The following is a 12,580-nucleotide window of genomic DNA, read 5'->3' on the forward strand; positions in this document are numbered from 1 at the left end:
TTTTTCTCCTTTTAACCATGTATGAACTGACAGAGGACTACAAACTCAGAAAAATCACAAAATTTGAGCTGGATATGGTTGATGAGCGAGATGATTTGCTGATCATTCCCCCTTCATCTAAAGCCGGCCCCTGTGGAAATGACTGCGTATTCTGTTATCTTACTCAAAATCCTCCCCAGATGATTTATCGAGTTGCCAAGCATGACACTTTAAATGACCCCGAGCTGGAAAGGAGAGTTGCCTATGCAAGAGAACACTATGATTTGTGGATTCGCGTTACAGATACATCAGCAAATGTTCGATTTGATGAAAATCGCATAGAATCACTCTACAATGCTGGCTTGGATGAGATTCAGATTTCCCTTCACACCACTAAAAAGGATGTCAGGATAAAGCTCATGCACAACAGAAATGCTGGAAAAGTTATTGATTTAATTCCAAAAATTGTAGAACACTTTAGAATGATTGCCGATATAATTCTAACTCCTGGATACAACGTCAGTGATATTGGGAAAATTTTGGATGACTTGGACAGTTTTGGAGTTCATGAAGTCAGACTCTTTCCGGTTGGGGTTACAAGATTTTCAAAAACGAGGGCACTGACAAGAGAGGAGCTTCTCTTTGTGAAAAGCGTTGCATTGGAGAAGCAAAAAGACCTGGGTATTGAAATAGTGATTCCTCCAATTTTCCAAGCTCTTTTAGGAGAGTTCACAACTGGCTTGGAGCCCTTTGACATTGAAATGAATATTCCAACGTATATCTTAACGGGCGAGCTTGCATATCCGGAGATGAAGCGCCTATTCCCAAAGCTCAACGTTGTCATGGTTAGGAATGAGGTATTTGGTGGGAATATTGGCACAGCGGGACTTTTGACGGGATACGATGTATTGAGGGCTATTAAACAGCTACCGGAGGTGGATTTAGGCATTCTCCTTCTCCCGGAGGTCATGTTTCATGGTGATATAACTTTAGACGGCTGGAAGAGGGAAGAGCTCTTTAACAGAATCCTGATTGAAAAAGGCTACATCGTTGAGACTGCGCTTGAGCCTCAGGAGATCCCAAAGATTTTGGAGAGATTCTAACTCCAAAGCTTTAAAAACCTCTCTGCAAAATCAAAGAAAGGCGAGACGAAGAAAGAGGTGAGAGAGATGAAAAACCCATTTGAAAAAATGCCAACCATTCTTTTAGCTGATGAGCTTATTGATAAAGCCTTTAGGAGAGCTGAGAAAGCAGCTTCATCCTTCACTCCGCGAGGGAATAAAATAAGCAAAGCGAGACAGAGGGAAGAGCTTAGAATAAGAACAGTTTCAAACGTCATTAGGGATAATTTAAGGAAAATCCTTGACAGAACGCCTGGTGTCTCAACCCTGCCCCCATTCTATCAGGAGTTAGTCGATACACTCGTTGATAGGAAGATGTTCCATAAGGCTTTAGCCTCTGTGAATTGGGCGATAAAGACAATAAGAACGCTTGAAGAGAGATATGTGGAAAAGGTTAGATACTCAAGAGACCCAAATGAGATTGCTCAGCTTAGAAGGCAGTTTTACGGAAGGGTTGCAAGCGTCATTAAAGATATAGCAGACAACTTAGAGTATCTCAACAAGGCGAGAGATGTTTTGAAAGATTTGCCAGTCATTGACCTCAGCCTGCCAACCATTGTCATAGCTGGACATCCAAACGTCGGGAAGTCAACTCTTCTCAGGCAGCTCACAAATGCGAAGCCAGAAGTTGCAAGTTATCCCTTCACAACCAAGGGAATTAACGTTGGGCAGTTTGAGGAGCACTGGCTCAAGTATCAGGTGATAGACACTCCCGGTTTGCTTGACAGACCTCTGAGTGAGCGCAATGAAATAGAAAGGCAGGCAATTTTAGCACTAAAGCACCTTGGAAAAGTGATAATTTACATCTTTGACCCATCAGAGTACTGCGGATTCCCACTTGAAGAGCAGATGCATCTCTTTGAAGAGATTTATGAGGAGTTCAAAGAGTTTCCATTCATAGTCGTTTTGAATAAAGTTGATGTGGCTGATGAAGAAAAGATAAGGAAAGCGGAAGAGTTCTTGAGAGCGAAAGGGATAGAACCCATAAGAATTGTGGCTAAAGAGGGGCTTGGAGTCGATGAAGTTAAAAAGAAAATACTGGAAATCCTAAAACCAGAGCTGGAGGAAGAAATTTCCAGAGTAAGTTAAAAAGATTGCCAAAATTTAAATTATAAAAAAGGTTCAAAATCAGGCGCTCTTTTCTTCTTTTATCAAAACAGCGTTAATGACACCATCTTGCCCCGGTCTTGAGGTAACGATTGCCTTTCCAATCTCAGTCTGAATGATTGCGCCCTTTGTGATGATGTTTCTTCTAACGTATTGCCTGTTTGCTGGGTTCTCGACGACACCGAGTATCTTTACCTTTTTGCCCTTTCCTCCATCAAAGACGTTTGCATAGAGTGCCTGGACAAGTCTTACCTTTCTGTTTCCACCAAATGTCCTGATGATCTTTCTCTCCTCTCTGTATTCACCAACTCTGGTGAAAGCTGGCTCTCTTCCAAGCTCCCTCTTTCTCTTCTTTCTTGCGAGGACAATTCTTCCACCTGAAGGCTTTTTGAGTGATCTTCCTTGCCAGATTGCCATATCTCTCACCTCACGATGATCCTAATCCTAAGGGCATTTTAAGGAGTTTGTTTATAAGCTTTTTCCCAGAAAAATTTAAAACATTTCAATCAATTACTGATTAAGGTGGTAGTTGTGGGAGCTATAAATGCCTTTGCCAAAACTATAGAAACCATAACTAAAAATCCAAAACTCTTGCTCATACCCATTATTATTGCACTCATAATTGCACCGATCTCGGCTTATCTCCTGAAGAACTACACAGCCCTGTTTACAGAAGAAATGCAGAAAAACTTTGAGCAAAAGCAGGAGGGGAACGTTATAGTAGAGGAGCACGGTAGCATAATTCCAAAAGAAAATATGGAGAAATTCATGAGCTATATTAAGATCATCATTCTTCTCGGCATTCTTTCGGCATTGCTAAATGCAATTGGTCAGTATGCGGTTGTAAAAGGTGCCCTTACAGCAGAAAAAGGTGAGGAGTACTCCCTGATTCAGCTTTTCGTAGATGGAATTAAAAATATGATCCAAGTATTTGTTGTCAATGTGATAATAGGGCTGATTATCTTTGTAATAATAATGGTTCCGTTAATTCCTGCATTCCTTATGCTGGCCGCTGGAGCTATGCTTAAGTCCGAGGCATTCTTTATGATGGTTCTATTCTTCGTCCTACTTCTTGAACTGCCCTTGGTTTTCTTCCTTGTTGGCTTGGGCTCAATGGCCGTTCCAATATATGTAATCAAAGGGTCAATAGGGGCAGCATTTGAATGCTTTAGTGTAGCTTTCAAAAACAAGCTTTCGACTTTAGCATTTGGGATTTTGCTGTTGATTTCTGTGATTCTTATCATGGTAGTGCCGGGCTCTTTCATGGGGCTTATGGCATTAGGATCTTCAGGGTTCACAGCTCAGCTGCTCTTGAATTTAATTGAAGCGCCATTCCAAGCCTTAACACAAGCCGTGATGTCCATTGGGGGTCTGATGCTTTATCTTGAACTTACAAAGGAAGAAAAAGACCTCGAAGAAGAAATCTTGGAAGAAGTGCAGAAAGAGCTTAACGAGTTTGAAATCTGAAGTTTCCTACACTCATTCTCATTCTTTTCTTCTCACACATAGTAACATTTTTAACCTATGGAATTGCTTTTAACTATGGTGGTGCTTGTGGGAGCTATAAAGTCTATGGAGAACGCCATTAACATGCTCACAAAAAATCCAGCCCTTGTTTTAGTGCCTATTCTGATAGCATTCATCTTAGCCCCCATCAACACCTCTAACAACAATACCAACTTCCACTTTCCCCAGGAAAGTGCCGAGGTTGCAAAGGAGCAGCTGAGAAACTTTGTTCATGATTTTGTGAAAGATGCTGTAATTTTTGGAATTCTGACGTCTATCATGCAGGCAATTTCGGGCTATTCAGTTAGTAGCGGAGTTTTAGATATTATCAGACAGAAGGACTATCGAATAGCACAGACTATAGTTGAAGCTCTCAAAAATCTTCCTCAAGTGGCTTTTTTGAATGTTTTTGGCTGGGTAGTTACCATTTTAGTGATTGCCCCACCATTTGCGTATCTCTACAGCGAAATAATGAAAGCAGAATCCTTCACGATACCCGGAAGCGTTATGGATAACTTCTTTTTCTTGGCAATTGTATCTTTGCTTATATTACTTTATGTCGCTCCAGCATCTTTGCTTCTTATACCTGCATATGTGAAAACAAAATCCATAAGGTCGGCACTTAAGGTTTACAGGCTTGCACTTAACAGGCTTTCTTCAACGATTGGCTTTGGAATTCTTGTCTTTATAGCCATAGCGATTATAAACCTTCCTACAATGCTCACAAGATTCATTAACAACCAGCTCCTTGCGGGCATCGTAACGGCTCCCTTTAACGGACTGAGCAACGCCTTTTCAATGGCTGCTGCAACCTTGTTTTACCTATTCCTCATAGAAGAAATGGAAGAAGAGTAAGTTCATTTACCAAATTTCTTTTCTTTTGCCGCTTTTACCAGCTCCCTGAACACTGGGGCTGGCTTCATGGGTCTTGACTTGAACTCTGGATGGAACTGTGTTGCAATGAAGTACCTGTGCTCTGGCAATTCAAGTATCTCCATTCTCCTCTTGTCATCTCCAGATATTCCGCTGAAAATTAAACCGGCTCTCTCAAACTCCTCAATGTAGTCAGGATTGACTTCCCACCTGTGCCTGTGTCTCTCATACACAAGCTCTGTTCCATATACTCTGTGGGCTAACGTATTTGGCTTAATTCTTACGGGGTACGCTCCCAAACGCATTGTTCCCCCAAGCTTGTCAATACCTCTCTGCTCAGGTAGCAAATCAACAACTGGATATGGAGTGTTTGGATCAATCTCCGTCGAATGTGCACCTTTAAGCCCCAAAACATTTCTTGCAAACTCCACAACAGTCAGCTGGAATCCAAAGCATATCCCCAAGAACGGAATGTCATTTTCCCTTGCATATCTGATTGCCATCATCTTGCCTTCAGTCCCCCTCGCACCAAAGCCTCCCGGAACTATTATGCCGTCAACACCTTCAAGCAGACCAACACCATATTTCTCAACGTCCTCTGCTTCAATCCACCTGATTTTTACCTTTACTTCATTTGCAACACTTGAATGCTTCAATGCCTCGATTATGCTAAGATAAGAGTCCTTGAGCTTCACGTATTTTCCGACTATTGCTATTTCAATGGAATCCTTGAGGCTCTTGTATTTAGCAACCATTTTTTCCCAGGCTTTCAATTCAGGCTCTCTATTTTCAAGACCAAGCCTTTTAACGAGGTATTTTCCGAGTCCCTCTCTTTCAAGTAAAAGTGGAACCTCATAAGTGTCTTCAACGTCATAGGCACTTATCACAGCCTCCTCTGGAACGTTTGTGAAGAGGCTAATCTTTTTTCTTGCAGAATCTTCGAGAGGGTCCTCACTCCTCGCAACAATGGCATCGGGCTGAATTCCCAAGCTTCTAAGCTCTTTAACGCTGTGCTGGGTTGGCTTTGTCTTCTGCTCGCCAACAACTTTAAGCTTTGGAACATAAGTTACATGCACGAATGCAACGTTCTCTCTTCCTTCCTCAAGCTGCATCTGCCTTGCCGCCTCAAGGAAGGGCATGCTCTCGATATCACCGACGGTTCCACCAATCTCAATAATGACAACATCATGATCTCTGGCTATTCTCCTTATTCTTTCCTTTATTTCATTCGTGATGTGTGGAATTACTTGAACTGTTGCACCCAAATAATCCCCTCGTCTCTCCTTTTCAATTACTGCAGAATAAACTTTTCCTGTCGTTATGTTGTGGTCAAATGTAAGATTGGTATCTAAAAAGCGCTCATAATTGCCCAAATCCAAGTCCACTTCTCCACCATCATCAAGAACAAAGACTTCACCATGCTGGTAAGGGTTCATAGTTCCGGCGTCATAGTTGAGATACGGGTCAATTTTAATGTTTGTGGTCTTAAAGCCCCTCGCTTTCATGAGAAGTCCTATTGATGCGCTTGTTATCCCCTTTCCCAGACCGCTCACAACACCACCCGTGACAAATATGAACTTTGTCATGGCAAAACCTCCACACGTTATGTTGTGGATTGATTGATAAGTGCTTAAAAGCTTTATTTAGAAAAGGCTAAAAATCCTCAAGATGACATTTATAATCCCAGCTAAGAAAACAAGAAAAATTATTCAACAAAATCCTTTTAATTTCTCAAGAACTTTCCCTTTTGAGGGGAGAACATGAAAAGGATTAGCATTTTGATTTTTCTCCTGCTTATCATGCCTGCATTGGTGGATACTCTTCCAACTGTGAAATACGGAGCTGTTAATTTCATTCCAGTTGCAACAGAAAATGAGCTTAAAGAGGTCATTAATACTAATGAGGGTCAATATATCTTTGTTTATTACTACTCTCCAACCTGTCCTGCTTGTAAATATATGCGAGATAATGTTTTTGCAGATCCCAGTATAGTCCGACTTCTCTCAGAAAGAGCTGTCCCTATAATTGTGGACGTTTACAAGGGAAGGGAAGTAACATCACTCCGATATAAAGTCTACAGCAAGGTTCTTGTGATTCAGCCAGATAATTCCGGGTATTACACCCCCAAATCTTCTGGAGAAGAGGTTACAGTTTCAGTTCCTGGAACTCCAACAATGGTAGTTTTTAAAGTTGAGAACGGAGAGAAGATCTTAAGGGGAGTCGCTGTCGGGGCGCTGAATAAACAGGGTTTTGAGTTTTTCATCGAGCAAACCACTGAAAAGAAGGCAAATGTTAAGACCCCAAATCCCAAAGCATCTACCACAACCGCTGCACAAACGCAAAATGAGAGCCGTTTAACTTTCGCAGTTCTCCTAACAATTTTCTCTGCTGGTATTTTAAGCGTGTTTTCTCCCTGTGTTTTGCCATTGGTTGTCAGCGGATTTGCTCTGATACTCGCTAAAAGGAATCTTGGACTTATAATACTCGGCATGATTGCCGCATTTTCCTTAATTGGCGGAGCGGCTGGGGCCTTGGGTTCATATATATCCCAGATTACGGCACTCCTTTATTTAATCGGGGGAACTGGATTCATCGTTCTTGGCACAATAATGGTAAGCGAAAAAGCCAATCTGTACTTCACTTCAAAAATTGGCAGAATTCAACGCTTTGCTGAGAAAAATCATAAATTCAGAGGCAAATTTGCAGACTTTTTGTTTGGAGCATCATTGGGAGCTACTTGGATTGGATGTATCGCTCCATATGTTGGCTTTGCAATTTTAACAGCAGCATTAAGCAGGAACTTTACAAAAGGAGTCATTGTAATGTTCATTTATGCCCTCGGTGTGGGGTTAACTTTCTATCTGGTACTCAGCTCCAAAGACTTGGCACAGTGGATAAACAAGAGATTCCTCTCAAATAAACTCACTCTAAGAAGCAGTGACAGGAAACTGGAAAAGGCAGTTGGTATTTTAATGATTTTAATTGGTATGCTGATGCTTACAGAATTAACCCCATTAAAGCTCTGGAGCCATCTCTTTGAAAAAATTGTATGAAAGCAAATCAAGCACTTTCTTCATCAAAATGAAATCCTTCCCCTTCTTTTCCGTTATGAATTTCTTTAATCTCAAAAACCTTGAGCGGGACTCTTTTCAAAGCCTTTCCAACAACAGCTTTTGCAATTCTCTCCGCATGCTCTAAGCTCTGAGCATTGAAGACTTTAAGGGTCAGGTAAATTCCAACTAAACCAATACTCCCAATAACGAAAGCACTCTCAAACGGGCTTCCACACACAGGACATTGGGAGTAGCCAATTTCAACCTTCACGAAGTCAAGCTTTTCTTTATTCAAAGCCTTCGCAACCTTCGATACGGCAACATTTATCGCATCCTCTGGTGTCTCAACGTCTCTCACAATTATCGGGGCTTCTAAAACCACTATATAATCACCCATTTTTCCCACCTCGTCACTCACCCGAAGGCAAAGAGTCTGTTGTCTTCGCCTTTAAACACTCCAAGCCTAACTCCGGCATCAATAAAGCCATGTGCATAGTTTAAAGCGGCGAAAGCGGTCACATAATCACCTTTCTCATAGTAGTATTTGGCGTCACTGTAATAGCTTTTTGCCATGGTTAAAAAGTCTTTCGCAACAGAATAGAGGAGGCTTTTCTCGTGCACTGCTATTTCAAGCTTTTCAAGGGCTTGTTCTGTTATTTCAAAGTATTTCTTGAGTTTTTCTTCGCTTATCTCTCGCTCCACCGGTCTCGCCTCATCTACAGCTAACTTGAAATCCTTATAAACCTTGCTTATTCACTAATGATGAGTGAGGTGGTATATATGTACACGATCATTGATTTATTCGCTGGTGCGGGAGGATTTAGCAGGGGTTTTAAGGAAGCGGGATTTAAGATTTTAGCTGCTATTGAAAATTTTGCCCCAAAAGCTGATACTTACAAGTTCAACTTCCCTGAGGTTAGGATGTATGTTGAAGATATCAAGAGGATTCACACCATAGATGTCATGAGGGATGTTGGAGTGCCGGATGTAATAATAGGTGGACCTCCATGTGAGCCTTACACAGCCGCAAATTTAAAGAGAAAGGAGAATCCTCTTGATAGGCTCTACAATGACCCAATTGGACAGCTTGTTTTACACTTCATCCGCTTTGTGAAGGATTTTCAGCCAAAGATATTTGTCATGGAGGAAGTGCCTCAAATTATGGAAGGTGAGCTTAAAGATGCCTTGAAATACGAGTTTGAGAAAGCTGGCTATGATGAGATTTACTTCAACGTTCTTGATGCTCAAGATTACGGAACCGCTCAGAGAAGGAAGAGAGTATTTATTTCGAACATTCGCATCAAACCCAAGAGAGTTAGGGGAAAGCTGACAGTATGGGATGTAATCGGGGATTTACCTGACCCGAGGCTGCCTGAGGCATTAGAAATTCCCAACCACAGATATGTTCCGTTATCACCAAGGAAGCAGAGAAAAATTATGCGCCTTAGATGGGGAATGGCAATGCAGAAGTTTGGTGATTCACAGAGGAAGTTCACGAACTGGGTCAGGCTTCATCCTTATAAGGTTGCACCCACAGTCAAAGGCGGCAGCAGGTTCATTCATCCCTTCGATGACAGGCTTTTAACTGTCAGAGAGCAGGCAAGATTGATGGGGTATCCAGATTACCACATATTCCTTGGTGGAAGGGACGTGCAGTATGATAGCGTTGGTGAGGCAGTACCCCCAACAGTTGCGAAGGCAATAGCCGAATACGTGAAGGAAAAACTTGACGAGGGAGATTATTAAATTAGCGAAAGATTTATAATCTCCCCTTTGCTTTAACTTTGTCGGGAATGGGCCCGTGGTCTAGCTGGTCATGACGCCACCCTTACGAGGTGGAGGTCCGGGGTTCGAATCCCCGCGGGCCCACCATAACAAAAAATAAAATTTGTCCCGAAAATTTAAAATAATAATCAAAGTTGGATGTTTTATTCCCCGAGTCTTATTGGCAGTTTAACTTTGAATTCAATTGTTCTTAGGGCATTCGGAATTTTAATTTTCAGAATATATTGGGCATCCTCTGGAATGTCTTTAAATACTACATATCCGGATACACAATTTCCCGGAGTGAGTTCTATAACGTTTGTGAGATTGCTCATAACAACATCCCCTGGAATCAATACACCTTTTGAAGTCAAGAGCCCCCACTGTTCAATGTTTAACGGGAGAGCTGTTTCTCCAGTGTTCTCCAGCGTAAGATATATTTTTACAAGCGATTTCAGTTTGGTAATCTCCAAATATGGAATCTCCTCAACTTTCTCAATCGTGATTTTTAAAGGGTATTCTTCTATCGTCTTGTTGACTTTTATTTCCCTCGTCCTTGGTGTTCCCTTTATCTCAAAGGGAATCTCAATTAACTCATCCTTAAGCTCTGTTAGGTCATATAGATGCACTGTTAGGGTTGTCTTTCCCTGTACATAAGGAAATAGCAACCATGTTTGTTTTTCAGAATGGGGGCCCACAGTTAAGAACCATGTGAATGGCGCAATTTTTACCTCACCTCCAAGGGTAATTCCGTTTAGATCTATTTTCACCTCATTATCTCCTGTATTTTTGATTTTCAGAAGTACTTTTACCCCTTCCTCTTTTCCTTCTGGTGTTTCATATTCAAAAACAGCATACTTCATGAGTGTTATCTCAATTGGGAACTTTTCAGCTGGTTTGGATATATTCACCAGTGTATAGTTCAGTGAGAATTTAAGTTTTGGAAGCATTATTTCTGCTTCTCTCTCGGGAAGCATCTCTGTTTCGTGGACTTCAAGTATAAATTCTCTGCCCTCCAGACTTATCTCCTCCATCGGGAAAAGAAATTCTTCGGTTATATCTTTACCAGGTTCAAGCTTTTTGCTTTTAATGCTTGAAATGTCTTTGGGATATTCTATCACTGAAAATCCATCAACAGTAAGCTTTGCTGGCTCTCTTATCATTAATTCTACAGAATTGTTTCCGAGATTCTTAATCTTGGTGTCTATCCTAAGGTATTTCTTCAAAGTTAGAGGATGCACATAAATTCCATATCGGTAAACTTCGAGTATAATATTAGCCTTCTTTTGTGTCACATTTAGTGGCTTTGAATTCCTAAGATATACTTTTTCAAAGTACTGCATTCTTTCTTTTTCACTCATTTTAGGGAGATTCTGAGCTTTAAAAACCTTTTTTAACATAGTATCTTTCGTAATTAATGTTGCATCAATGATGCCACTACTTGAAATGCCCTTTTGAAAGTTGGTCAGTACATATCGGGCTTTATACACAGTGGGTTCTGTAAGATTGCCAGAGACATTGGTGAGTTCCTCACTGTAAGATAGGAAATCTGATCTGTGAACAGTCAAAGTTCCGTTGTATATGAGAATACCAAATTCGTCCTTTATTGTTATCTTCAGTTTCCCATCAATTTTTGTACATGCAGTTTGATTTTTCACCTCTAAGTATAGGACCAGAACATTAGACTCCTTTTTCCATTTAGCTGTTACCTTGAAGTCCTTAATTCGTTCCTTTGGCATAAGTGTTGATAGAGTCGCTGTATATGTTGATGTATTTGGAGATGATATTGTTTTTTGCATGGAAGTTGCCAAAGTATGGGAGGTAGGAGAAGATTGAATGCATCCACAGACTAACATTATTAACAAGAATATCGGTATTGTATTGGTCTTCTTCATGAAGACCCCTCACTTAGGTAAAGTAAAAGAGGTTAAGTTTTTTACTTAGATTTACATCGGAACGATAAAAGAGATTTGTTAAGTAGGCTTTTTATCCTCCTCAGGTGGCTTCCAGTTTTTGGTTATCTTTGTAACAGCTTTAACTATCTGCCTCTCCTGTGGATTCTTTTCAACAAGCTTCTCAAGGAAAGAAATCAGCTCATCGTAAGTAGGTTTATCAATTGGGAAGGGTACCCTATCCTTTCCACCCACAGCATATGCAAACTTAAAAGGATCGGGAGGATGAGTAACTGGGTCTCTCCATGAAGGATGGACATCATACACAAGCTCCAATACAAGGGACAAAGCCCTTAGTGTGCTTGGGCCAAGTCCTTTGAGGAGCAAAAACTCCTCGTAATTCTTCACACTCAGCTCCCTTGCAAGCTCCAAAGCCCTCTGATTCAGCTCAATCTGTCCCAGACTTTTATATCTCCTAACTGTATCGGACAGGTTTAGTTTTTCATATGGTTTGTAGACAACCAGAGGTTTGTAGCCTTTTGCAACTGCCGTAAGAGTTTTGAGCTCCCTCTCAAGCTTTCTTGGATCTTCTTTCACGATATCGAGCAGGATTTTTTGGTATTCTCTTGTGTTTTTATCAACAGTATTCAGCGCATACTCAAGCTTGATCCCGCTTATCCCTTTGTGAGGCTCCAGCGTAAAGCTTTCATTATCAAACCAGTGGTATCTTCTTGCAAGCTTGACCTTTGGATTCATACCCTGCTGAACAACTGCCCAGTTTCCTTCCTCATCAAGGAAGAAGACATGGTGGTAAAGCTGGTATCCCGTTTGTAAAGCAACTGTGTCAACTTTGGCAACTAACCGGGAAATTCTGACGTATTCACTGCTGTCGAGTCCATATTTCTCACATATCTCTCTCAATTGAGCTGGAGTCTCTCTGCTCTTGGCACCTTTTCCTCCAGCGGCTTTTATGCCAAGTTCTTCCTTTGAGAGGACTTCCTTTAAAATCCCGGTTGTTACGGTGGTGCTTCCTGACGAATCCCAGTCCATTCCAATTAGGTTGTTCAAGGCTTGAAACCAAACTGGATCCGCTAACCTCTCAAGAACTCCCTTTGTGCCATATTCATCAACTAAAAGAATAAGCACTAACCTTGCCAGCTTTTTCATCCTTTGAGCAAGCCAAAGCGGGACATGACCCCCGTGAAGTGGAAGCTCAGCAATACCTTTTCTCATCACCAATGTATCTGCTTTTGAAGTTATTAAGCTTTGAGAGAAAACCTTAAAA

At 41.2% G+C, this 12,580-nt stretch carries 12 protein-coding genes and 1 tRNA gene; 7 read left to right on the plus strand and 6 right to left on the minus strand.

Going from position 1 to position 12,580, the window contains the following annotated elements; all coding sequences use genetic code 11:
• Positions 1-17: 17 nt before the first annotated feature.
• Both TERMP_RS03505 and TERMP_RS03510 read left to right on the plus strand, forming a co-directional pair.
• Positions 18-1,082: a DUF512 domain-containing protein gene (locus TERMP_RS03505; RefSeq protein ID WP_013466977.1), complete on the plus strand. Its 1,065-nt coding sequence runs from the start codon at positions 18-20 to the stop codon at positions 1,080-1,082.
• Positions 1,083-1,148: 66 nt separating this feature from the next.
• Complete coding sequence (locus tag TERMP_RS03510) at positions 1,149-2,189, plus strand: NOG1 family protein (protein WP_013466978.1); 1,041 nt, start codon at positions 1,149-1,151, stop codon at positions 2,187-2,189.
• A 39-nt stretch (positions 2,190-2,228) separates the two neighbouring features.
• Here TERMP_RS03510 and TERMP_RS03515 read toward each other — a convergent pair whose 3' ends face one another.
• Positions 2,229-2,624, minus strand: coding sequence for a 30S ribosomal protein S8e (locus tag TERMP_RS03515; protein WP_013466979.1), 396 nt, complete (start codon positions 2,622-2,624; stop codon positions 2,229-2,231).
• 105 nt (positions 2,625-2,729) lie between these two features.
• Between TERMP_RS03515 and TERMP_RS03520 the strand changes: the two genes are divergently transcribed.
• Positions 2,730-3,674 (plus strand): hypothetical protein, encoded by a 945-nt coding sequence (locus TERMP_RS03520; protein ID WP_148221059.1) that lies wholly within the window; start codon positions 2,730-2,732, stop codon positions 3,672-3,674.
• A gap of 75 nt (positions 3,675-3,749) precedes the next feature.
• The gene (locus TERMP_RS03525) at positions 3,750-4,568 is read left to right on the plus strand and encodes a hypothetical protein (RefSeq protein WP_148221060.1); all 819 of its coding nucleotides are present in this window, start codon (positions 3,750-3,752) and stop codon (positions 4,566-4,568) included.
• Between the two features lie 2 nt (positions 4,569-4,570).
• Here TERMP_RS03525 and pyrG read toward each other — a convergent pair whose 3' ends face one another.
• Positions 4,571-6,172 (minus strand): glutamine hydrolyzing CTP synthase, encoded by a 1,602-nt coding sequence (pyrG, locus tag TERMP_RS03530; RefSeq protein WP_013466982.1) that lies wholly within the window; start codon positions 6,170-6,172, stop codon positions 4,571-4,573.
• 174 nt (positions 6,173-6,346) lie between these two features.
• Here pyrG and TERMP_RS03535 point away from each other — a divergent pair, with 174 nt between their 5' ends.
• Complete coding sequence (locus TERMP_RS03535; protein WP_013466983.1) at positions 6,347-7,639, plus strand: cytochrome c biogenesis protein; 1,293 nt, start codon at positions 6,347-6,349, stop codon at positions 7,637-7,639.
• Between the two features lie 7 nt (positions 7,640-7,646).
• Here the strand turns inward: TERMP_RS03535 and TERMP_RS03540 are convergent, their stop codons facing one another.
• Positions 7,647-8,036, minus strand: a complete 390-nt coding sequence (locus TERMP_RS03540) for a DUF555 domain-containing protein (protein WP_013466984.1) — start codon at positions 8,034-8,036, stop codon at positions 7,647-7,649.
• Positions 8,037-8,053: 17 nt separating this feature from the next.
• Positions 8,054-8,341 (minus strand): DUF357 domain-containing protein, encoded by a 288-nt coding sequence (locus TERMP_RS03545; protein ID WP_013466985.1) that lies wholly within the window; start codon positions 8,339-8,341, stop codon positions 8,054-8,056.
• A gap of 78 nt (positions 8,342-8,419) precedes the next feature.
• On the opposite strand from TERMP_RS03545, the gene TERMP_RS03550 reads away from it, so the two are divergent.
• Together TERMP_RS03550 and TERMP_RS03555 are read left to right on the plus strand one after the other, a co-directional pair.
• A complete protein-coding gene (locus TERMP_RS03550) occupies positions 8,420-9,385 on the plus strand; it encodes a DNA cytosine methyltransferase (protein WP_013466986.1) in 966 nt (321 codons plus the stop codon).
• 49 nt (positions 9,386-9,434) lie between these two features.
• Positions 9,435-9,511: transfer RNA gene (locus tag TERMP_RS03555), tRNA-Val, on the plus strand.
• Between the two features lie 56 nt (positions 9,512-9,567).
• Here TERMP_RS03555 and TERMP_RS03560 read toward each other — a convergent pair.
• Both TERMP_RS03560 and TERMP_RS03565 read right to left on the minus strand, forming a co-directional pair.
• Positions 9,568-11,298 carry a DUF4352 domain-containing protein gene (locus tag TERMP_RS03560; protein ID WP_148221061.1) on the minus strand — a complete coding sequence of 577 codons (1,731 nt, stop codon included), beginning with the start codon at positions 11,296-11,298 and terminating at the stop codon, positions 9,568-9,570.
• 78 nt (positions 11,299-11,376) lie between these two features.
• Positions 11,377-12,528 (minus strand): DUF763 domain-containing protein, encoded by a 1,152-nt coding sequence (locus tag TERMP_RS03565; RefSeq protein ID WP_048159746.1) that lies wholly within the window; start codon positions 12,526-12,528, stop codon positions 11,377-11,379.
• Positions 12,529-12,580 lie beyond the last annotated feature (52 nt).

This window comes from Thermococcus barophilus MP, from assembly GCF_000151105.2.
Lineage (GTDB): Archaea > Methanobacteriota_B > Thermococci > Thermococcales > Thermococcaceae > Thermococcus_B > Thermococcus_B barophilus.